This is a genomic window from Aromatoleum toluvorans, from assembly GCF_012910905.1.
Taxonomy (GTDB): domain Bacteria; phylum Pseudomonadota; class Gammaproteobacteria; order Burkholderiales; family Rhodocyclaceae; genus Aromatoleum; species Aromatoleum toluvorans.
Genome location: NZ_WTVN01000006.1, coordinates 121320 through 142201, shown reverse-complemented (window position 1 = coordinate 142201; position 20882 = coordinate 121320). Strand labels below are relative to the sequence as shown.

Here is a 20882-nt window from a genome sequence, read left to right as displayed (position 1 = left end):
ACGTCGCGCGATCCCCGGTTCGTGGGATAATTGCAGACTTTTCAACGCGCTATCCATCCCTTCTTGTCCTCCCCGATACTGCCTTCCCTGCCCGATTTCTCCGCGGGCCGCGTCCTGATCGTCGGCGACGTGATGCTCGATCGTTACTGGCACGGCTCGACGACGCGCATCTCGCCCGAAGCGCCCGTGCCGGTCGTGAAGGTCGAAGGGGATGAATACCGCGCCGGCGGCGCCGGCAACGTCGCGCTCAACGCCGCCTCGCTCGGTGCCGGCGCGGAACTGGTCGGCCTGGTCGGACGCGACGAAGCCGCGCGCCTGCTGCGCGAGCGGCTCGAAACGGGTGGCGTCGCGTGCCGCCTGCTGGAAGCGCCCGAGCACCCGACGATCACCAAGCTGCGCATCATCAGCCGCCACCAGCAGCTGATCCGCCTCGACTTCGAGGACAGCTTCGCGGTGCTGGAAAGCGCCGGCATCGAACAGGCCTTCGCGGAGGCGGTCGGCACGGCCGGCGCCGTCGTGCTGTCGGATTACGGCAAGGGCACGCTCGCGCAGATCGGCAGCCTCATCCGTGTTGCGCGCGAGCACAAGGTGCCGGTCGTCGTCGACCCGAAGGGCATGGACTTCGGCCGCTACTGCGGCGCGACGGTGATCACGCCGAACCAGGCCGAGTTCGAGGCGGTCGTCGGGCATTGCGCCGACGAGGCCGCGCTGCGCGGCCGCGGCGAGGCGCTGCGCGAAGCGCTGGACCTCGAGGCGCTACTCATCACGCGCTCCGAGCGCGGCGTGACGCTGCTCCAGAAGGGCCGCGAGCCGCTCGACCTGCCCACCCGCGCGCGCGACGTGTTCGACGTCACCGGCGCCGGCGACACGGTCGTCGCCGTGCTGGGCGCCGGGCTCGCCTGCGGCCTGTCGCTGCCCGAGGCGACCGCGCTCGCGAACGTCGCCGCCGGCGTCGTCGTCGGCAAGCTCGGCACCGCGACCGTGAGCCGCGCGGAGCTGCAGGACGCGCTCGCGAGCACGCATTGAGCAAGGACCCATCATGTACATCGTGACCGGCGGCGCCGGCTTCATCGGCAGCAACATCGTGCAGGGGCTCAACGCCCGCGGCATCAGCGACATCCTGGTCGTCGACGACCTCACCGACGGCCGCAAGTGCCTGAACCTCGCCGACGCGAACATCCGCGACTACCTGGACAAGGACGACTTCCTGCGCCGCATCCAGGCGGGCGAGGATTTCGGCACCGTCGAGGCGGTGTTCCACGAGGGCGCGTGCTCCTCGACCACCGAATGGGACGGCCGCTTCGTGATGGCCGTGAATTTCGAGTACAGCAAGGCGCTGCTCGGCTGGTGCGTCGCGCGCGGCGTACCCTTCCTGTACGCCTCGTCGGCCTCGGTCTACGGCATGGGGCCGACCTTCCGCGAGGCGCGCGAGTTCGAGCGCCCGCTCAACATGTACGCGTACTCGAAGTTCCTGTTCGACTGCCACCTGCGCCCGCAGCTCGCCGCCATCCCGAGCCAGGTCGCCGGGCTGCGCTACTTCAACGTCTACGGCCCGCGCGAGCAGCACAAGGGCAGCATGGCGAGCGTGGCCTTCCACTTCAACAACCAGCTGAACGAATCCGGGCGGCTGCGCCTCTTCGACGGCTGCGACGGCTACGGCCCCGGCGAGCAGCTGCGCGACTTCATCCACGTCGATGACGTCGTCGCGGTGAACCTGTGGCTGCTCGACAACCCGCAGGTGCGCGGCATCTTCAACGTCGGCACCGGCCGCGCCCAGACCTTCAACGCGGTCGCACGCGCGGCGATCAACTGGCACAAGGGCGGCGGCATCGACTACATCGCCTTCCCCGACCACCTCAAGGGCCGCTACCAGAGCTTCACCGAAGCCGACATCGGCGCACTGCGCGCCGCCGGCTACGACAAGCCCTTCATGCCCGTGGAGGACGGCGTGCCGCGCTACCTCGACTGGCTCGCGCAGCGCGCGTGAACACGCTCCCTCTTTCGATGACGACAACGTTTCCGACTCCGCAGGCGCGGCTGCGTGCATGGCTCAACATGCACATCGTCGACCACGGCTTCTTCCGTGCCGCATACAACAACTTCCACGACCTCGGCGGCGGCATGTACCGCTGCAGCCAGCCGAGCCCGGCGCAGATCCGCAAGTATCACAAGCGCTACGGCATCCGCAGCATCGTGAACCTGCGTGGCCACAGCGAATACGGCTCCTACGCGCTCGAGCGCGACGTGTGCCGCGAGCTCGGCATCACGCTGCACGACATCCGCCTGCATTCGCGCATCCCGCCGAGTGCCGAGCGCGTCGCCGAGCTGCGCGAGCTCTTCGAGACGATGGAGTACCCGGCGCTGATGCACTGCAAATCGGGCGCCGACCGCGCCGGACTCGGTGCAGCGCTGTACCGCATCTTCCGCCTCGGGCATCCGGTCGCCGACGCGCTCGAAGAGCTGTCGTGGCGCTACGGCCACTTCAAGCAGGCGCGCACCGGCGTGCTCGACTTCTTCCTGATGAGCTACCTCGCGTACAACGCGCGCACGCCGATCGACTTCATGGACTGGGTCCGGACGGTGTATGACGATCGCGCGCTGAAGTCGCAATTTCGCGCCGAAGGCTGGGCGAGCCTCGTCGTCGACAAGGTGCTGCACCGCGAATGAAGGATTCGATCGCCCTTTACCGCCGCCTGCTCGCGACCATCCTGCCCTACCGCAGGGTCGTCGCGATCTCGGTGATCGCGATGATCGCCGCGGCGTCGCTCGAGCCGGTGATGCCGGCACTCCTGAAGCCGCTGGTCGACAAGAGCCTGATCGCGAAGGAACACGCCGCGCAGTGGCAGGTGCCGCTCTTCCTGATGCTCGCCTTCCTCGCGAAGGGCCTCGCCGAATACGCCGCCAGCGTGTCGAGCCAGTGGGTCGCGAACAAGGCGATCACGGACCTGCGCCAGCGCGTCTATCGCCACCAGATGCACCTGCCGCTGTCCGTGCACCAGGCCGAGGCGCAGGGCCGCATGATGTCGCGCATCCTGTACGACATCCCGCAGGTCGGCAGCGCCTTGTCGAACGCGTGGATCATCGTCGTGCGCGACACGCTGGTGATCATCGGGCTCGCGGGCTACCTGCTGTGGACGGCGTGGGAGCTGACCCTGCTGCTCCTCCTGATCGCACCGGTCGTCGCCTGGGCGATCCGCAACGCGAGCCGCAAGCTGCGCGGCGGCAACCGCGCGATGCAGGAGACCGCCGCACGCATGACCGGCACCGTCGGCGAGAGCCTCACGGGCATCCGCGAGATCAAGCTCTTCGGCACGCACGCGCACGAGGACAGTCGCTTCGCCGACATCTCCGAGCGGCTGCGCAAGGAAACGATGCGCACGGTGCGCATCTCCTCGGTGAACGTGCCGCTCGTGCAGGTGCTCGCGGCGACCGCCGTGTCGATCGTGATCTGGGCGGCCTCGGCGCTGTCGGCGCAGGATCGGCTGACGCCCGGCACCTTCGTCGCGTTCGTCGCCGCAATGGCGATGCTGTTCGAGCCGATCCGCCGCCTCACCAACGTCAATACCGTGATCCAGAAGGGCCTCGCCGGCGCGCAGAGCATCTTCGAGCTGCTCGACCGCGAGCCCGAACCCGACGCCGAGGGTGCCGACGGCCCGCGCGCGCGCGGGGCGCTGCGCTTCGAGCAGGTCCGCTTCCGCTACCCCGGCCAGACCGAGCCCGCGATCCGCAACTTCACGCTCGACATCCCGCCCGGCAGGACGATCGCGCTGGTGGGCGCCTCGGGCAGCGGCAAGACGACGACGATCCAGTTGATCGCGCGTTTCTTCGAACCCGAATCCGGCCGCATCCTGCTCGACGGCGCACCGATCGGCGAAGCCCCGCTCGCGTGGCTGCGCGCGCAGATCGCGTGGGTGGGTCAGCAGGTCGTGCTGTTCGACGACACGGTGGCCGCGAACATCGCCTACGGCCGGCCGGATGTTGCAGAAGAAGACGTCATCCGCGCGGCGCGCCACGCGCACGCGATGGAATTCATCGACAAGCTGCCGCAGGGCCTCGCGACCCGCGTCGGCGCCAACGGCAGCCAGCTCTCGGGCGGCCAGCGCCAGCGCATCGCGATCGCGCGCGCCTTCCTGAAGGACGCGCCGATCCTGCTGCTGGACGAGGCGACCTCGGCGCTCGACAACGAGTCCGAACGCGCGGTGAAGGACGCGCTCGCCGAGCTGCGCCAGAACCGCACCGTGCTCGTCGTCGCACACCGGCTATCGACGATCCGCGACGCGGATCTCATCGTCGTCATGGAGCACGGCCGCATCGTCGAACAGGGCAGCCACGCCGAGCTGTCGGCCGCGGGCGGCGCCTATGCACGGCTGCTGGCGAGCGGCGAAGGCATCGCGCCGGAAACCGAGGCGCTGCCGATGGAGCCCGCTCCGGCGCCGCGCTCCTGAGCGGGCAACCCGCGCCTTACTGCGGGTCGAAGGTGTAGCCGAAGAGCTCGATGTCGGGCGCGAAGCGCTCGCCGACCAGCGCGGCGAGCTCGTCGGTGTAGTAGCTGCGGTAGTCCTTGCCACGATCCGTCGCCTGGCGCTTGTGCGGCAGCTCGGGCGCCCGGATGCCGATGCGGCGGCACGCTTCCTCGAAGTCGTCGTGCAGGTTCTCGTAGCGGCCGATGAAATCGACCAGCACCTTGCCGTGCAGGTCGATCACGTAATCCGACTGCAGGTCGATGCTGGTGTCGACGTGGTACTGGTAGGGCCGCTCCGGGTCGAGCTTCCAGCGGATGAACTCCTCGAAGGTCTCGACGTGGCTCATCAGGTGCGGGCGTTCGCGGCGGATGTGGTGGAAGGAGCTGACCTGCAGGTCCCACGGGTTGCGCACGAACACGAACTTGAACAGCTTCTCGAACAGCTCCTGCGGCAGCATCTCCTGCGCGGCGATGATCTTCGAATGGCGCGGGAACTTGATGCCGAGGCGATGGCCCGAGAGCGCCGACAGGCGCGAGCACAGGAACTGCACCGGATACCACGGATCGCGGAAACGCAGCGGACTGAGCGCGTCGCGCACCGAGGTGCCGCCGGTCTTGGCGGTGTGCACGAAGAGGAAGTTGTATTTCAGGGACAGCAGCATCTTTCAGCCTTTCAAGGGCAATTCGTTGTTCGGGGTGACGCCGAGGCGCGCAAGGTAGGCCGCAGCGGCAGCGTCGCGCGTGTAGGCGGAGACCGCCGCACGCAGCACGTCCGGCGGCTGCGGCGCGTCGAGCGTCGCGGCCATTGCGGCGGCGAGGCCATCGGCGTCGCCGACCGGCACCAGCGGCCCCCAGCGTCCGCCGGCGAGCACTTCGCGCGGCCCGCTCGGGCAGTCGGTGGACACGCTCGGCACGCCCAGCGCCAGCGCTTCGGTCAGCACATTGGGCGAGCCCTCCCATGCGGAACTCAGCACGAACAGGCGCGCCTTCGTCATCCACGCGTAGGGGTTCGGCGTGAAGCCGGGCAGCGCGACGTCGCCGGCCACGCCGAGTTCGGCGGCGAGCTGTTCGAGGCGGCTGCGCCCGCGGCCGTCGCCGAGGATCACGAGCCGGGCCGGCCGCGTCGCACGCAGCTTCGCGAAGGCGCGGAGCAGCGTCGGGAAATCCTTCTGCTCGGTCAGCCGGCCGGCGCCGAGGATCAGCGGCACGCCGGTGTCGGCGATCCAGGGGTGCTCGGGTACTTCCTGCGCAAGCGTCGCCAGCCGCGGCGTCACGACCGGATTGCGCACGACGGACAGGCGCTCGCCGTCGAGGCCGGTCAGGCGCGCCGCGTCCTCGCGCACACCATCGGAGACGCACACAACGTGATCGACATGCGGATAGAAGAGCCGCATCGGCGCCACGCGCAGCCAGCGCGCGAGGCCGCTGCGCCCTTCCAGCGCCGCCGACAGGTTGGTGCCGAGGCGGCCGACGATGCGGCAGGGCACGCCGGCGAGCGCACGCGCCGCCACCGCCGCACGGATCGCACGATCCTTCGCCGCCAGCAGCGCCACGGGACGCGCCCGGCGCAGGTAGCGCGCGAGCGGGCCGATCGCGAGCGCACTGTGGCGCACGCCGAGGTCGATCAGCTGCACGCCGGGCGGCAGGGAGCCCAGATGCGCGCTGTCGGCACGGATCGCGAGCAGGTCGACACCGATGCCACGCGCGGCGAAGCCCTCGACGAGGTTCAGCACCATGCGCTCGACGCCGCCCTCGCCGGAGAAGGAGATCAGGACTGCCAGCCTTGTCATCTGCCGATACTCATGCGAATTCCCGGAAGCCGAGCGCGGCGAGGTAGGCGCGCGCGCTGCCTTCGTCGGTGTAGCCGGCGACCGCCGCCTGCGAGGCGGTGCGCGACGCCGGCGTGTCGAGCTGGGCCGTGAGCGCGTCGGCGAGCGCCGCGTCATCGCCGACCGGCACGAGCGGCCCGACACGTCCGCCGTCGAGCACCTCGCGCGGCCCGCTCGGGCAGTCGCACGCGACCGCAGGCGTGCCCAACGCAAGCGCCTCGATCAGCACGACCGGCATACCCTCCCAGCGCGACGTGAGCGCGAACACCGCGGCACGCGCCATCGCGGGATAGGGGTTGGCGATGAAGCCGGGCAGCGCCACGTCGCCGGCCACCCCCAGTTCGGCCGCGAGCTGCTCCAGTTCGCCGCGCCGCCGCCCCTCGCCATGGATCAGCAATCGGCAGGGACGGGTCGCGCGCACGCGGGCAAAGGCGCGCACGAGGCACGCGAAATCCTTGCGCTCGGACAGTTCGCCGACGCCCAGGATCACCGGCGCACCACCGTCGCTCAGCCAGGGATGCTCCGGCGCCTCGGCCGCGAGCGTGCGCAGCCGGGCCGTGATGATCGGGCTCGGCACGACGCTGATCGACTCTCGCGGCAGCTTCGCGTGCGCCGCGAGGTCGTCCGCCGCGCCGGCCGAGGGCACGAGCACGGCGTCCGCCGCGGGGTAGACCCAGCGCATCGACGCGGTCTGCACCAGACGCTCCCACGCGCCGCGGCTCGCGAGATTCACCGACACCGTGGTGCCCAGCCGCACGCCGACGCGGGTCGGCACGCGCGCGGCCCAGCGGGCGAAGATCGCGGCGCGATTGACCCGATCCTTGTCCGACAGCAGCGCGGCCGGACGTTCGCGGCGCAGGTAACGCACCAGTGCCGGCAGCGCCGAATTCACGTGACGGGCACCGAGCGGCACGCGGCGCACGCCATCCGGCACCGATTCGAACGTCGGGCCGTGACCTGCGACGCCGAGCACGTCGACCTTCAGCCCCAGCCGGGCGATCGCCGGCACGAGGTTGCGCAGCACCCGGTCTACGCCGCTGTGACCCGACGTGGCAGCGAAGACGGCGAGATCGGCGCTCACGCCCGCGCTCCTTCCTGTTCGAGCAGGCGCTGGAACAACGCCTGATAGCGTCCGGCGCAGGTGTCGACGGTGTACTCCTGCACGGCCGCGCGGCGCAGTCCTGCATCGCCCGGCGCATCGAGGGCGCGCTCCATCGCCGCGGCGAGCGCCGCGACGTCATCCACCGGCACGATGGGCGCGACCTTGCCGTCGGCCAGCAGCTCGCGCGGGCCCGACGGGCAGTCGGTGGCGACGACCGGGGTGCCCAGCGCGAGCGCCTCGGTCAGCGCATTGGGCGAACCTTCGCGCCGCGACGACAGCACGAACAGCGCCGCGCGCGACAGATAGCGATAGGGGTTGGGGTCGAAGCCGGGCAGCGCGAAATCCTCCGCGACGCCGAGCCTGGCCGCCTCGGCCTCGAGCTCGGCACGCAGCCGTCCTTCGCCCAGGATCATCAGCCGGCACGCGCGCCGCCGCCGCACGCGGGCAAAGGCCTGCAGCAGCACATCGAAGCCTTTCACCTGCCCCAGCCTGCCCACGCCCATGACCAGCGGCGGCTCGCCGGCCCCGAACCACGGATGCTCGAGCGGTGCCGCCGCCTGCTGCGCGAGCCGCGCCGTCACCACCGGATTGCGGATCAGATGCACGCGTTCCGGCGCCAGGCCGGCCACCGCCGCGATGTCCGTGACGATGTCGGCGGAATTGCCGACCACCGCCGCCGCGGCACGATGCGTGATGCGGATCAGCCAGCGCTTGCGCCACCGGCTCCACGGGCTCGACTCGGCAAGGCGCGCGGAGAAATTGGTGCCCGGCCGCATGACCAGCCGGCTGCGGCCACCCACGAGCGCGCGCGCGAGCAGGAAGGCAAGCGCCGCCCTGTCCTTGCCGCACAGCACGAAATCGGGCTTCGCCGCGCGCAGATAGCGCTGCAGCACCGGCTGGATGCCGACGAGGCCGCTGCGCCCGGTCTCGACGAGCCTGACGCGCGAATCCAGCGCCTCCAGATAAGGCTCGGCGCGGCGCCGGGTGACGAAATCGACCTCGACCCCCCGATCGGCGAGCCCTCCCGCCAGATTGACCAGCATGCGCTCGACACCACCGTCGCCGAACGATGGCATGAAAATCGCAAGCCGCATGCACACACTCCGAACGAAGGGGCCGATTATAGCCGAACGTCCTCGAAAGCCGCGGGAAGACCGCAAGCGCGGCGTATAATCCGCGCCTGTCACGAATGCACCCAGGGACGATGGCGCTCGACCTCATCTATCTCGCGCGCGGTCGGCCCCAGCGCCCGCGTGCCAACCTGATCCAGACCCTGCATACGGTCGAAGCCCTGACGCTCGCGGGCGCGCATGCCCGTTTGTACCTCCCGCCGGTACCCCGGACCTTCGACTTGCGGTCCTTCCTGTCGGGCATGGGCGTCCATGCGCCCATCGACATCCGCCCGCGCGCTTCGCTGCACAGCAAATGGGGCGGCTGGCCCTTCGTCCTGCTGCATCGAAACGAGCTGAAGAAGGCAGCGGCCGTGTATACCCGGGTGCCGGACTTCTCCCTGCTGCTTGCCAGAACGGGATGCCCCCACTACCTCGAGGTGCATGACACGGCGGAGCTGGAAGACGCGGGCATGGTGGCGCCGCTGCTGGGCGCACAGGCGAAGGGCGTGCTGCGCGGCTTGACCGTGATCACGCAGGCCGGTCGGGATGCCTTGGTGGCCATGGGTTTCGACGCGTCCCGGATCATCGTGCTGCCGAGCGGCGTCGATCTGTCCGCCTTTTCGCGCTTGCGCGCGCTCGAAGCGGGCGATTTCGCCGATCCCCATTGCCTGTACGTGGGACGCATCAGCCGCGACCGCGGGCTGCCGCTGCTGGAAGGCATTGCGGCGGCCGGCATCGAGGTGACCCTGATCGGCCCGCGCGACGACGAACCGCACACCCGCCCCCCCGCGCTGCACATCGAGCCCGCCGTCCCGCACGCCGCGGTGCCCGATGCGCTGGCGCGCGGGAGCATCGCGCTGATGCCCTACCAGGCCGATCTGCGCCATGCGGCAACCATCAGCCCGATCAAGCTGTTCGAAGCGATGGCGGCCGGCCGCCTGGTGCTGGCATCCGACCTGCCGCCGATCCGCGAGGTGGTCTGCGACGGCCAGAACGGGCTCCTGCTGCCGCCGGACGACCCCGAGGCGTGGGTAGCGGCAATCCGGCAGGTCCGCACCCAGCCCGAGCGGGCGGCCGAGATGGCACAGGCAGGTCGCGCCACGGCACAGCGTTTCGGGTGGAGCGAGCGCGCACGCAAGCTCCTGGAATTCCTCGAAGTCAATCATTCATGAATCAACAGCTATCGAACTGGACGCGGCAACTCGGCGTGATCGGCCTGGGCCTGTTCGCCCTGAGCAGCGTCTTCCAGACAGCGCCGGGGCACATCGGGCTGGCCCTGTGCCTGCCGTCGGCGCTGAGCGCAGCCTGGGACAAGCGCCGGCAACGCATGGACACCGTTACCGCGCTCGCGCTCCTGATCGCGCTGTGGCTGCTCGTGCGCTATGCCCTGCAGGTCGGATGGGGCGTCGGCGATCCGGCACTGCTGAAGGTGCGCAACGTGTTCGTGGACTGGCTGTTCGTGCCGCTGTTTGCCGTTCTCGCCCTGCTGCCGTGCGCAGACCCGCTGCAGCGCATCCGGCGCTTGTGGCTGCTGTCGATGCTCGGCTTTTCACTCGGCATCATCGGCTTCCTCTACCGCACGGGTATCGGTGTCCTGTGGTCGGGCGAACGCCTCGGCTTCCATCTGGAGCGCCCGCTGGGCATCGGCCTCTATGCCGGCTGCTTCCTGATCGCGCTGGTGACGACGTGGCGCCAGTGGTGGTTCGCCCCCCCTCCCTGGCGCTGGCCGGCGCGCGTCGCCGGCATCGCATTCACCGCCCTGTTCGCACAGGTGCTGATTGCGACGCAGAACCGGAGCACCTATCTCGGCGCGGCCATCGTGATCGGCGTCGCCGGTCTAAGTTTCGCGATCAGGCTCGTGCGCGGCGGCGCGAAGGGAATATCCGCGCGCACGATCGCCGTGGCCGGCGTCGCCGTCGCATTGATTGCAGCCGTGGTCGCCACCAACTTCAATGCGGTTGCCACGCGCCTGCAGGCGGAACACACCATCGTCAGCGGCGTTGCCGCCGAGGGCCTTGCGCAGGCCCCGACCTCATCCATCACCATACGTCTGCGCCTGTGGCAGTACGCACTCGAACGCTTCCCCGACGCCCCCCTGATCGGCCAGGGATTCGGCGAGGTCGGCGGCGTGATCCGGCGCGATCTCGTGCCGCGCCTTGCCCCCGACGCCACTAGCGACGGCAATCTGGTCTATACGCAGGACCACCTGCACAACAGCTACCTGCAGACCTTGTGGTCGCAAGGCCTGCTCGGCGTGATGCTCTGGGGCGCGCTGATCGTGCTGCTGGTCCGCGATGCGACGCGGGCCGCCAAGGACAATCCCGCCTGCCGGGCCCTGATGCCCGCGATGTGGGGCATGCTGATCTTCATCGCCGTCTGGGCGCTGACCGACTACCGCCTGAGCCACCCGGACATGCGCTTCTTCACCCTCCTGTCCCTGCTTTCCCTGCGGCTGCTCGGCCTGGGCGCCACCGACGGGCGGCGACGCCCCGACGCCGAGCCCGGAGCCGCCGGATCACTGGCATGAACCGCATCCTCATCGTCCGCACCTCCGCGATCGGCGACATCGTGTTCGCCTCGCCCTTCCCCGCCGTGCTGCGCAAGGCCTACCCGGACGCGCACATCGCGTGGCTCACCGAACCGGGCCTTGGCGCGCTGGTCGCCGACGACCCGGACGTCGACGCCGTGCTGCCCTGGCCCAAGGCCGAGTGGGCGAAACTGTGGCGCGAGCGCCGCTTCGTCGCGCTGTGGCGCTCGGTGCGCGAATTCCGGCGGATGATGCACGCCGAACGCTTCGACCTCGCGCTCGACATGCAGGGCTTGCTGAAGAGCGGCATCGCGACCTGGCTGTCGGGCGCGAAGCGCCGCGTGGGACTGGGCTCGCGCGAAGGCAGCCGCTTCCTGATGACCGAAGTCGTGCCCAAGGGCGGGATCATCGAACGCATCAGCTCGGAATACCGTTTCCTCGCCGAACAGCTCGGCCTGCCGGCGGGCGATTTCGTGCCCTTCCTGCACGTCAATCCGGCCGCGGAGGAACGCGCGCTCGCGCTGCTCGCCGAACATGGCCTCGCACCCGGCCGCTACGCGGTCTTCGCCCCGTTCACGACACGCCCGCAGAAACACTGGTTCGAGGACGCCTGGCAGGCGCTGGGACCGAAGGTCGCCGCCGAACTCGGCCTCACGCCGGTGATCCTCGGCGGCCCCGGCGACCGCGAAGCGGCCGCGCGCATCGCCGCGCCCGGCACCGGCATCCTCAACCTCGCCGGCGCGACCAGGCTCCCGGAAGCGACTGCGGTCGTCAAGCACGCCGGCCTCGTCATCGGCGTCGACACCGGCCTCACGCACATGGGCATCGCGTTCGCGCGCCCCACCGTGTCGATCTTCGGTTCGACGCGCCCCTATCTCGACACCGGACGGCCCAACGCGCGCGTGATCTGGCTCGGACTGACGTGCTCGCCGTGCAAGCGCAGCCCGACCTGCAACGGCGCCTTCACCTGCCTGCGCGACATCAGCGCCGAGCGCGCGCTCGCCGAAGCGCGCCTTGCGCTCGCCGCCGGGGCCGGCGCGTGAAGGTGCTGCACGTCGAAGCCGGCAAGCACTTCTACGGCGGCGCGCGCCAGGTCGCGTTCATCCTCGAAGGGCTGCACGCGCGCGGCATCGACAACGTGCTCGCGTGCCCGGTCGGCAGCGACATCGCGACGGCCGCCGCCCCCTTCGCGACCGTCGTGCCGATGGCGATGGGCGGCGACGCCGACATCGCGCTCGCCGGAAGGCTGAAGACGCTGATCCGCACCGCGCGCCCCGACGTCGTGCATCTGCACAGCCGCCGCGGCGCCGACCTGTGGGGCGGCGTCGCCGCACGCCTCGCGGGCGTGCCCTGCGTGCTGTCGCGCCGCGTCGACAACCCCGAGCCGCGCTGGCTGGTCATGCTCAAGTACCGCCTCTACGACCACGTGATCACGATCTCGGAAGGCATCCGCGACGTGCTCCTCGCCGAGGGCCTCGCGCCGGAGAAGGTGAGCTGCGTGCGCAGCGCGCTCGATGCGACGCCCTGGCTCGTGCCGGTCGACCGCGCCGCGTTCTGCCGCGAATTCGACCTGCCTGCCGACGCGCTGACGATCGCGATGGCAGCACAGCTGATCCCGCGCAAGGGCCACCGTTACCTCCTGGACGCCCTGCCGCCGCTGCTCGCCGAATTCCCGGCGCTGCATGCCGTGCTCTTCGGCAAGGGGCCGCTCGAAGCCGAACTGCGCGCCGAGATCGCCGCCCGCGGCCTCGCCGATCGCGTGCGCCTCGCCGGCTTCCGCGACGACCTGCCGCGCTGGCTCGGCGGCGCCGACATCCTCGCCCATCCGGCCGACATGGAAGGGCTGGGCATCGCGCTGCTGCAGGCCTCCGCCGCCGGCGTGCCGATCGTGACGAGCCGCGCCGGGGGGCTCCCCGAGGCGGTCGCCGACGGCGTCAGCGGCCTGCTGATCCCGCCCGGCGATGTCGATGCGCTCGGGGCCGCGCTGCGCCAACTCCTCGCCGACCCGGCCCTGCGCCGTCGGCTGGGCGACGCGGGCCGCGCGCGCATCCTCGCGGAGTTTTCCATCGACGCAATGGTCGAGGGCAACCTCGCCGTCTATCGCCAAGTGACCGGGAACCGACCCTCATGACGATTCCGTCGCTCCACATCATCGGCAGCCGCGAAATGGGCGGCGCCGAACGCTGGTTCGTGCGCTTCCTGCGCGCCATGCAGCGCGCCGGCCTGCCGGTGCAGGCGCTGGTGCGCAGCGGCGGCGACCTCGCCACCCGCCACCTCGCCGGCATCCCGACGCACGAGCTGCCGATGCGCACCGTGTGGGACCCGCTCTCGCGCTGGCAGGTGAGCGCCTACGCGCGCGCCGCCCGCACGCCGATCGTGCAGACCTACATGGGCCGCGCCTCGCGCCTCACGCACCTGAAACCCGGCCGCGGCCAGATCCACGTCGCGCGCCTCGGCGGCTACTACGCGCTGCATCCCTTCCGCCACGCGCACGCGTGGATCGGCAACACGAAAGGCCTGTGCGACTGGATGATCCGGCACGGCCTGCCGGCGGAGCGCGTCCATCACATCACGAACTTCGCCGATGCGCCGATCCCCGTCGACACGGCAAAGGTCGCGGCGCTGCGCGCGCAGATCGGCGCCCGCGACGACGACTGGCTGCTGCTGCACCCGGGGCGCTTCGTCAAGGTCAAGGGCCATGCGACGCTGCTCGCCGCCTTCGCGCGCCTGCCCGCCGAGATCGCCGGTCGCCGGCCGCGCCTGATCCTGATGGGCGACGGCCCGCTGCGCGAAGCCCTCGAAACGCAGGCGCGCGAGTTCGGCATCATGGACCGCATCGTCTGGGCCGGCTGGCAGCATGAGCCCGCCCAATGGTTCCACCTCGCCGATGCGGTTGTCTTCCCGTCGCGCGACGAGGAGACGCTCGGCAACGTCGTGCTCGAAGCCTGGGCCTACCGCAAGCCGCTCGTCGCGACCGCCTTCCGCGGCGCGCGCGAGATCGCCCGCCACGGCGAGGACAGCTGGATCGTGCCGTGCGACGACCCGGCCGCGCTCGCCGCCGGCATCGAAGGGCTGCTCGCCGATGCCGCGCTGCAGACCGCCTTCGTCGCGCAGGGCGTACGCCGCGTCACCGACGACTTCGGCGAAGCCGCGATCCTCGCGCGCTACCAGGCACTCTACGCGCGGCTCGCCGGCGGCTGACGCCGCGTCATCGTGCGACAATGCGCCCTGAGTTCCCGCCCGCCCCCGCCATGAACCACGGCATCAACATCCTGATGTACCACCAGATCGGCGATTTCGCACCGATGCAGGCGCACCGCTCGACCTACTGCCGCGTCGACCGCTTCGCCGCTCAGATGGCGTGGCTCGCCCGCTTCGGCTATCGCGTGCTGTCGATGGACGAGGTGCTCGCGTGCGTGAAGGGCGAGATGGCGATCCCCGAGCGCGCGGTCGCGCTGACCTTCGATGACGGTTACGAGAACTTCTACGAGCACGCCTGGCCGATCCTGCAGCGCTACCAGTTTCCGGCGATGGTCTACCTGATCGCCGGACTGATCGGCAAGCCCTCGGAATGGTTCGCGCGCGACGGCCGCGACACGCCGCCGCTGATGAGCGCCGAGCGCATCCGCCAGCTGCGTCGCGAAGGCTGCGACTTCGGCGGCCACTCGGTGAACCACGTCAAGCTCGCCGAGCAGGACACCGCGACGATCCGGCGCGAAGTCAGCGACTGCAAGGCAATGTTGGAAGACCTGCTGGGCGAAGCCGTGCCGCACTTCTGCTATCCCTACGGCAGCCACGACATCCGCGCCGTCGAGGCGGTCGCCGAAGCGGGCTACGCGTGCGCGACGACCTGCCTGCGCGCGCCGGCGACCGCCGCCGACGACCCGCTGACGCTGCCGCGCAAGGCGGTCTCCTACGGCGACACCTTGGTCGGCGTGCTGTGGAAGATGCACCTCAAGAACACGCCGAAGCAGCCGCCGATCCGGCGCGCGGCGTTCGCGCTGCCGGCCTGAGCCTGCGGGACGGCGGCGTCCCGCACCGCCCCTGTGCCCGTCAGTGGGCCTCGTCCCAGTTGTTCCCCGCCCCGACCTCGACCAGCAGCGGCACCGCGAGCTCGGCCACCCCGCCCATGCGCGCGGGCAGTTCGCGGCGGATCAGCTCGAGCTCGTCGCGCGGCACTTCCAGCACCAGTTCGTCATGCACCTGCAGGATCAGGCGCGACTTCAACCCCGACGCGCCGAGCCAGCCGTGCACCGCGATCATCGCTTTCTTGATCAGGTCTGCCGCCGTACCCTGCATCGGCGCGTTGATCGCCGCGCGCTCGGCCCCCTGGCGCCGTCCCACCTGCTGCGCGCGGAGGTCGGGCAGATACAGCCGGCGCCCGAACACCGTCTCGACGTAGCCCTTCGCCTTGGCCTCGCCCTTGATGCGCTCCATGTAGTCGGCGACGCCCGGATAGCGCGCGAAATAGCGGTCGATCCAGCCCTGTGCGGCCGCGCGGTCGATGCCGAGGTTCTTCGCCAGCCCGTGCGCGCTCATGCCATAGATGAGGCCGAAGTTGATGACCTTGGAATAGCGGCGCTGCTCGCTGGTGACTTCCGCGGGGGTGACGCCGAACACTTCCGAGGCGGTCGCGCGATGCACGTCCTCGCCGTGCGCGAAGGCTTCCAGCAGGCGCGCGTCGCCCGACAGGTGGGCCATGATGCGCAACTCGATCTGCGAATAGTCGGCCGACACGATCACGTGGTCGCGCGGCGCGATGAAGGCCGCGCGGATGCGCCGCCCTTCGGCGGTGCGGATCGGGATGTTCTGCAGGTTCGGTTCCGAACTCGCCAGCCGGCCGGTGACCGCGACCGCCTGCGAGAAGCTCGTGTGCACGCGCCCGGTCTTCGGATTGACCATGCGCGGCAGCTTGTCCGCGTAGGTGCTCTTCAGCTTCGCGAAGCCGCGGTGCTCGAGCAGCAGCTTCGGCAGCGGGTAGTCGTCGGAGAGCTGGACGAGCACCTCCTCGTCGGTGGAGGGCTGGCCGGTCGCGGTCTTCTTGACCACCGGCAGGCCCAGCTTGCCGAACAGGATCTCGCCGAGCTGCTTGGGCGAACCGAGGTTGAACGGCTGCCCGGCGAGCTCATGCGCCTCGCGCTCCAGCGCCATCAGGCGCCGCCCCAGCTCCTCGCTCTGCTGCGCGAGCAGGAAGTCGTCGATCAGCACGCCGGTGCGTTCCATGTCGAACAGCACCTGCATCGCCGGCATCTCGACGTCGCGATACAGCGCGGCCAGCGCCGGCACCGCTTCCAGCTGCGGCCACAGCGTCCGGTGCAGGCGCAGCGTGATGTCGGCGTCCTCGGCGGCGTATTCGCTCGCACGCTCGAGCGCGACCTCATCGAAACCGATCTGCTTCGCGCCCTTGCCGCACACGTCCGTGTAGGGAATCGTCGTCAGACCCAGATGGCGTTTCGCCAGCGAATCCATGTCGTGCGACTTGTCGCTTTCCAGCACGTAGGACTCGAGCAGCGTGTCGTGCGCCATGCCGGCGAGGCGGATGCCGTGGTTCGCGAGCACGTGCGCGTCGTACTTGAGGTTCTGGCCGAGCTTCGCGTGGGCGTCGGATTCGAGCCACGGCTTGAGGCGCGCGAGCACCTCGGCGAACGGCAGCTGCGCCGGCACGTCCGGCCCGCGGTGCGCGAGCGGCAGGTAGGCCGCCTCGCCCGCGACGGTCGCGAACGACATGCCGACGAGCTGCGCCGCCATCGGGTCGAGGCTGGTCGTCTCGGTGTCGAACGCGACCAGCGCGGCGGCATCGAGCTTCGCCAGCCAGGCGTCGAACGTCGCCCAATCGAGGATCGTCACGTAGCTGCCGCGATGCGCACCCGGCGCCGCGGGCGGGTCCGTCGCCTCCACGGCGGCGACCGCGCCCGATGCCTCCGGCGCAGCGGCGTTCGCCGACCGGGCGCCGCCCCCGTCCTTGCGCACCGGCGCCGACCCGCCCGGCCCGTCCAGATCCTTGAGCCAGCCGCGGAACTCGAAGCGCTCGTACAGCGCGCGCAGCGCCGCCTTGTCGTCCCCGCGCGCGGGCAGCGCGTCGAGTTCCAGCGGCAGCGCGACGTCGGTCGCCACCGTCACGAGCTTCTTCCCCAGCGGCAGGAAGTCGAGATGCTTGCGCAGGTTCTCGCCGACCTTGCCGCCCACCTTGTCGGCGTTCGCGACGAGGTTGTCGAGCGTGCCGTACTCGGTGAGCCACTTCACCGCCGTCTTCGGCCCGCACTTCTCGACACCCGGCACGTTGTCCACGGCATCACCGACCAGCGCGAGGTAATCGACGATGCGCTCGGGCGGCACGCCGAACTTTTCCTCCACGCCGGCCTCGTCGAGCACCTCCTCGCTCATCGTGTTCACCCACTTCACCCCGGGGCGCACGAGCTGCGTCAGGTCCTTGTCGCCCGTCGAGATCACGACCTCCCAGCCGCGCTCCTGCGCCTGGCGCGTGAGCGTGCCGATCACGTCGTCCGCCTCGACCCCCTCGACCGCCAGCAGCGGCCAGCCTTCCGCCTGCACCGCCGCATGCAGCGGCTCGATCTGCGCGCGCAGGTCGTCGGGCATGGGCGGGCGATGCGACTTGTATTCCGGGTACAGCTCGTCGCGGAAGGTCTTGCCCTTGGCGTCGAACACGCAGGCACGGAATTCGGCCTTGTAGTCGCTTTCGAGCCGACGTAGCATCGACAACACACCCCGAATCGCCCCGGTCGGCTCGCCCTGCGACGTGCGCAGATCCGGCAACGCGTGGAAGGCGCGATACAGATAGCTGGAACCATCGACGAGCAACAGGACGGGCATCAGGCAGATTTCCTTGCGGGGATCCGGGGCGCAGCCCGGAATCAGAAGACGCCGGCTCACGGACCGGCAGAACGACAAGACGAGAACAACATGGCCGCGAAAGAGAAAATCCCCCCCAGCGCCCCGAGCAGCACCGCGCCGCGCTTCAATGCGCGCGAATCGTGGCGCATCTTCGGAATTATGGCAGAGTTCGTCGAGGCGACCGAACGGCTCAACGCGATCCGGCCGGCGGTGTCGATCTTCGGCAGCGCGCGCATCCCGCCCGACCACATGTACTACCTCCTGACCGAGCGCATCAGCCGCCTGCTCTCCGACGCCGGCTTCTCGGTGATCTCGGGCGGCGGCCCGGGCATCATGGAAGCCGCGAACAAGGGCGCCTACTTCGGCAAGAGCCCGTCGATCGGCCTCAACATCCAGCTGCCGATGGAGCAGAGCTCCAACCCCTACCAGGACATCTCGCAGACCTTCCAGCACTTCTTCGCGCGCAAGTTCATGTTCGTGCGCTTCGCCTCGGCCTACGTCGTGATGCCGGGCGGCTTCGGCACGCTCGACGAGTTGATGGAAGCGCTCACGCTGATCCAGACCGGCAAGGGCCGCAAGATCCCGATCATCCTCGTGCACGGGCCGTTCTGGAAAGGCATGATCGACTGGTTCCGCGATCGCCTGGTCGCCGAGCGCATGATCAACCCGGAGGACCTCGACCTGATCCAGGTCATCGACACCCCCGAGGAAGTCGTCGAGGCGATCTTCAAGCACTACGAGCACCGCGGCTTCCTGCCGCTGCCCGAGGAGCATGAACTGCTGCTCAACCTGTGAGGACGGACGCACGGCGCGGGTCCTGCTAGAATCCGCGCATATAAGGAGAGCACAATGCGCCGCAAACTCATCGTGCTGCTGATGGCCATCGCGACCCCGGTCGCGGCCCAGCAGCCCCCCAAGCTCGAACCGATTCCCGAACCGCCGCCGATGCCGGCCGGCGATCCGTCGATGGACCCGGAAGTCACGATCGTCAAGCGCGGCCAGGACACGGTCCAGGAGTACCGCATCCGCGGCAAGCTCTACATGATCAAGGTCACGCCCCCGCACGGCGTGCCCTACTACCTCATCGACCACGAAGGCAACGGCATCATGTCCCGCCAGGACGTGCTGCCGTCGCTCTCCGTGCCGATGTGGGTGATCAAGTCCTGGTAATGCCATTCCGGCCCGCGGGCCACTGACTCACCGCCTATCCTCACATGTCCGTTTTCACCGCCGTTGCCCCCGAGACGCTGTCCCGCTGGCTCGGCCACTATGCCATTGGCCGCCTCGTCGAGCTGCAGGGCATCTCGGCCGGCGTCCAGAACAGCAACTTCTTCGTCACGACCACGCTCGGCCGCTACGTGCTGACGCTGTTCGAAGCGATCCCGCGCGCCGAGCTGCCTTTCTACCTGCACCTGATGGCGCATCTCGCGCGCCACGGCCTGCCGGTGCCCGCACCGATCGCCAACCGCGACAACGAATACCTCGGCACGCTCAGCGACCGGCCCGCCGCGCTGGTGATGCGCCTGTCGGGCAAGTCCGAGATGACACCGGGCGCGCCGCACTGCGCACGGGTCGGCGCGATGCTCGCCGGCCTGCACCTCGCCGGCCTGTCCTACGGCCGCAAGCAGGACAACCCGCGCGGCGCGGCGTGGCGCACCGCCGCCGCCGCCCGCGTACGCCCCTTCCTGCCCGCGGACGAACAGGCCCTGCTCGACGCCGAGCTCGCCTTCCAGGCCGCCGTGGACTACGCCAGCCTGCCGCAGGGCGTGATCCATGCCGACCTTTTCCGCGACAACGTGCTGTGGGACGGCGACCACGTCGGTGGCGTGATCGACTTCTACTTCGCCGGCCACGATGCGCTGCTCTTCGACGTCGCCGTCACCGTGAACGACTGGTGCACGACCGCCGACGGCGAACTCGACCCGCAGCGCAGCGCGGCGCTGCTCGACGCCTACCATGCCGAACGCCCCTTCACCGCTGCCGAGCGCGCAAGCTGGCCGGCGATGCTGCGCGCGGCCGCACTGCGCTTCTGGCTGTCGCGCGCCGAAGACTTCCACCTGCCCAAGCCGGGCGAGATGGTGCTCGTGAAGCCGCCCGCCGAATACCGCGACATCCTGCGCCTGCGCATCGCGGCGGCGCCTTCCCTGCCGCTCTGAACGATGAACGAACCGCATTCGACCCACTCCGCGCACCATTCCGCCGATCCGGCCGGACACGGCGCGCCGCATCGCCGCCATCCGCTGCCGCCGCCCGGTGACGTCACCCCGGCCGACACCCTGAAATGGATCGTCGCGGGCTGGAAGACCTTCACCGCCAGCCCTGGCATCTGGGTCGTCCAGACCCTGGTGCTGATCGTCGCCCTCAGCGCCCTGGGCCTCGTGCCCTTCCTCGGCTGGGCGCTCGCGCCGCTCGCCTTCCCGGTCCTCGTCGCCGGCATGCTCTCCGGTGCCCATGCGCTGGCGCAGGGCGAGCCGCTGCGCGTCGACCACCTCTTCGACGGCATCCGCCGCCATGCAGGCAATCTCCTCATGATCGGCGGCTTCCACCTGCTCGGCGCCCTGCTCGCAGCCCTCATCGCCGCGGCCGTCGGCAGCAGTGCGGCCCTGACCGGCATGCTGGTCGGCGCCTTCGCCGGCATGAGCCTCGCGGCCGGCGGGGTGATGCTCGCCGTCGCGGTGTTCACGGTGCTGTGGGTGCTGCTGCTGATGGCGCTGTGGTTCGCGCCGGCCCTCGTGATGCTGCAGGGCGTCTCGCCGCTCGACGCGATGAAGCTCTCGGCGCGCGCCTGCCTCGCCAACCTCACCAGCTTCATCGTGCTCGGGTTCATCCTCTACGTGCTGGTGTGGATCGCGATGCTGCCGGCCGGGCTCGGCATGCTGGCCCTGGTCCCGGTGCTGGCCGGCGCCCTGCACGCCGCCTGGAAAGACACCTTCGCCCCCGATCGCCCGCAGCCGGCTCCGGCGCTGCTCGCCCCCATCGACACCGCCGACGAGTAGCG

At 70.1% G+C, this 20882-nt stretch carries 19 protein-coding genes; 14 read left to right on the top strand and 5 right to left on the bottom strand.

The features are described from left to right. The first annotated feature begins 75 nt into the window (after window positions 1-75). From rfaE1 to msbA, 4 genes are read left to right on the top strand one after another with little or no spacing between them, the layout of a single operon-like run. The gene (gene rfaE1 / locus GPA22_RS06275; protein WP_169255269.1) at window positions 76-1026 is read left to right on the top strand and encodes a D-glycero-beta-D-manno-heptose-7-phosphate kinase; all 951 of its coding nucleotides are present in this window, start codon (window positions 76-78) and stop codon (window positions 1024-1026) included. Window positions 1027-1039: 13 nt separating this feature from the next. Beyond that, window positions 1040-1987 (top strand): ADP-glyceromanno-heptose 6-epimerase, encoded by a 948-nt coding sequence (gene rfaD, locus GPA22_RS06270; protein WP_169255233.1) that lies wholly within the window; start codon window positions 1040-1042, stop codon window positions 1985-1987. Window positions 1988-2004: 17 nt separating this feature from the next. Then, complete coding sequence (locus GPA22_RS06265; protein ID WP_211168965.1) at window positions 2005-2667, top strand: tyrosine-protein phosphatase; 663 nt, start codon at window positions 2005-2007, stop codon at window positions 2665-2667. Next, window positions 2664-4445, top strand: a complete 1782-nt coding sequence (gene msbA, locus GPA22_RS06260; RefSeq protein WP_169255231.1) for a lipid A export permease/ATP-binding protein MsbA — start codon at window positions 2664-2666, stop codon at window positions 4443-4445. Before GPA22_RS06265 ends, msbA begins: the two co-directional genes overlap by 4 nt. A gap of 16 nt (window positions 4446-4461) precedes the next feature. Here the strand turns inward: msbA and GPA22_RS06255 are convergent, their stop codons facing one another. The 4 genes from GPA22_RS06255 to GPA22_RS06240 are packed head-to-tail and all read right to left on the bottom strand — an operon-like array spanning window position 4462 to window position 8487. After that, window positions 4462-5124, bottom strand: a complete 663-nt coding sequence (locus tag GPA22_RS06255) for a sulfotransferase family 2 domain-containing protein (RefSeq protein ID WP_169255230.1) — start codon at window positions 5122-5124, stop codon at window positions 4462-4464. Between the two features lie 3 nt (window positions 5125-5127). Continuing rightward, entirely contained in the window at window positions 5128-6252 is a 1125-nt protein-coding gene (locus GPA22_RS06250; protein ID WP_169255229.1) for a glycosyltransferase, read from the bottom strand. Between the two features lie 10 nt (window positions 6253-6262). Next, a complete protein-coding gene (locus GPA22_RS06245; RefSeq protein ID WP_169255228.1) occupies window positions 6263-7372 on the bottom strand; it encodes a glycosyltransferase in 1110 nt (369 codons plus the stop codon). Then, window positions 7369-8487: a glycosyltransferase gene (locus GPA22_RS06240; protein WP_246264111.1), complete on the bottom strand. Its 1119-nt coding sequence runs from the start codon at window positions 8485-8487 to the stop codon at window positions 7369-7371. The genes GPA22_RS06245 and GPA22_RS06240 overlap by 4 nt, the downstream gene beginning before the upstream one ends. 110 nt (window positions 8488-8597) lie before the next feature. Here GPA22_RS06240 and GPA22_RS06235 point away from each other — a divergent pair, with 110 nt between their 5' ends. The 6 genes from GPA22_RS06235 to GPA22_RS06210 are packed head-to-tail and all read left to right on the top strand — an operon-like array spanning window position 8598 to window position 15045. Next, the gene (locus GPA22_RS06235; RefSeq protein WP_169255227.1) at window positions 8598-9677 is read left to right on the top strand and encodes a glycosyltransferase; all 1080 of its coding nucleotides are present in this window, start codon (window positions 8598-8600) and stop codon (window positions 9675-9677) included. Next, window positions 9674-11032, top strand: a complete 1359-nt coding sequence (locus GPA22_RS06230; protein WP_169255226.1) for an O-antigen ligase family protein — start codon at window positions 9674-9676, stop codon at window positions 11030-11032. Before GPA22_RS06235 ends, GPA22_RS06230 begins: the two co-directional genes overlap by 4 nt. Further along, the gene (locus GPA22_RS06225; protein WP_169255225.1) at window positions 11029-12075 is read left to right on the top strand and encodes a glycosyltransferase family 9 protein; all 1047 of its coding nucleotides are present in this window, start codon (window positions 11029-11031) and stop codon (window positions 12073-12075) included. The genes GPA22_RS06230 and GPA22_RS06225 overlap by 4 nt, the downstream gene beginning before the upstream one ends. Continuing rightward, the gene (locus GPA22_RS06220; RefSeq protein WP_169255224.1) at window positions 12072-13163 is read left to right on the top strand and encodes a glycosyltransferase; all 1092 of its coding nucleotides are present in this window, start codon (window positions 12072-12074) and stop codon (window positions 13161-13163) included. The genes GPA22_RS06225 and GPA22_RS06220 overlap by 4 nt, the downstream gene beginning before the upstream one ends. After that, complete coding sequence (locus tag GPA22_RS06215) at window positions 13160-14233, top strand: glycosyltransferase (RefSeq protein WP_169255223.1); 1074 nt, start codon at window positions 13160-13162, stop codon at window positions 14231-14233. The genes GPA22_RS06220 and GPA22_RS06215 overlap by 4 nt, the downstream gene beginning before the upstream one ends. A gap of 50 nt (window positions 14234-14283) precedes the next feature. Then, window positions 14284-15045: a polysaccharide deacetylase family protein gene (locus GPA22_RS06210; RefSeq protein ID WP_169255222.1), complete on the top strand. Its 762-nt coding sequence runs from the start codon at window positions 14284-14286 to the stop codon at window positions 15043-15045. A gap of 40 nt (window positions 15046-15085) precedes the next feature. Here the strand turns inward: GPA22_RS06210 and polA are convergent, their stop codons facing one another. Next, window positions 15086-17863 (bottom strand): DNA polymerase I, encoded by a 2778-nt coding sequence (gene polA / locus GPA22_RS06205; RefSeq protein ID WP_169255221.1) that lies wholly within the window; start codon window positions 17861-17863, stop codon window positions 15086-15088. Between the two features lie 90 nt (window positions 17864-17953). On the opposite strand from polA, the gene GPA22_RS06200 reads away from it, so the two are divergent. From GPA22_RS06200 to GPA22_RS06185, 4 genes are read left to right on the top strand one after another with little or no spacing between them, the layout of a single operon-like run. Beyond that, window positions 17954-18679, top strand: a complete 726-nt coding sequence (locus tag GPA22_RS06200; protein WP_169255220.1) for an LOG family protein — start codon at window positions 17954-17956, stop codon at window positions 18677-18679. Window positions 18680-18733: 54 nt separating this feature from the next. Beyond that, window positions 18734-19054, top strand: coding sequence for a DUF2782 domain-containing protein (locus GPA22_RS06195; protein WP_169255219.1), 321 nt, complete (start codon window positions 18734-18736; stop codon window positions 19052-19054). 44 nt (window positions 19055-19098) lie between these two features. Next, the gene (locus GPA22_RS06190) at window positions 19099-20040 is read left to right on the top strand and encodes a homoserine kinase (protein ID WP_169255218.1); all 942 of its coding nucleotides are present in this window, start codon (window positions 19099-19101) and stop codon (window positions 20038-20040) included. Window positions 20041-20043: 3 nt separating this feature from the next. After that, window positions 20044-20880: a BPSS1780 family membrane protein gene (locus GPA22_RS06185; protein WP_246264109.1), complete on the top strand. Its 837-nt coding sequence runs from the start codon at window positions 20044-20046 to the stop codon at window positions 20878-20880. The last annotated feature ends 2 nt before the right edge of the window (window positions 20881-20882 follow it).

Bases quoted from the DNA above. Each gene is read 5' to 3' on its own strand.
- rfaD (WP_169255233.1), top strand. From the start codon at position 1,040: ATGTACATCGTGACCGGCGGCGCCGGCTTCATCGGCAGCAACATCGTG.
- GPA22_RS06265 (WP_211168965.1), top strand. From the start codon at position 2,005: ATGACGACAACGTTTCCGACTCCGCAGGCGCGGCTGCGTGCATGGCTC.
- msbA (WP_169255231.1), top strand. From the start codon at position 2,664: ATGAAGGATTCGATCGCCCTTTACCGCCGCCTGCTCGCGACCATCCTG.
- GPA22_RS06255 (WP_169255230.1), bottom strand. From the start codon at position 5,124: ATGCTGCTGTCCCTGAAATACAACTTCCTCTTCGTGCACACCGCCAAG.
- GPA22_RS06250 (WP_169255229.1), bottom strand. From the start codon at position 6,252: ATGACAAGGCTGGCAGTCCTGATCTCCTTCTCCGGCGAGGGCGGCGTC.
- GPA22_RS06240 (WP_246264111.1), bottom strand. From the start codon at position 8,487: ATGCGGCTTGCGATTTTCATGCCATCGTTCGGCGACGGTGGTGTCGAG.
- GPA22_RS06235 (WP_169255227.1), top strand. From the start codon at position 8,598: ATGGCGCTCGACCTCATCTATCTCGCGCGCGGTCGGCCCCAGCGCCCG.
- GPA22_RS06230 (WP_169255226.1), top strand. From the start codon at position 9,674: ATGAATCAACAGCTATCGAACTGGACGCGGCAACTCGGCGTGATCGGC.
- GPA22_RS06225 (WP_169255225.1), top strand. From the start codon at position 11,029: ATGAACCGCATCCTCATCGTCCGCACCTCCGCGATCGGCGACATCGTG.
- GPA22_RS06215 (WP_169255223.1), top strand. From the start codon at position 13,160: ATGACGATTCCGTCGCTCCACATCATCGGCAGCCGCGAAATGGGCGGC.
- GPA22_RS06210 (WP_169255222.1), top strand. From the start codon at position 14,284: ATGAACCACGGCATCAACATCCTGATGTACCACCAGATCGGCGATTTC.
- polA (WP_169255221.1), bottom strand. From the start codon at position 17,863: ATGCCCGTCCTGTTGCTCGTCGATGGTTCCAGCTATCTGTATCGCGCC.
- GPA22_RS06200 (WP_169255220.1), top strand. From the start codon at position 17,954: ATGGCCGCGAAAGAGAAAATCCCCCCCAGCGCCCCGAGCAGCACCGCG.
- GPA22_RS06195 (WP_169255219.1), top strand. From the start codon at position 18,734: ATGCGCCGCAAACTCATCGTGCTGCTGATGGCCATCGCGACCCCGGTC.
- GPA22_RS06190 (WP_169255218.1), top strand. From the start codon at position 19,099: ATGTCCGTTTTCACCGCCGTTGCCCCCGAGACGCTGTCCCGCTGGCTC.
- GPA22_RS06185 (WP_246264109.1), top strand. From the start codon at position 20,044: ATGAACGAACCGCATTCGACCCACTCCGCGCACCATTCCGCCGATCCG.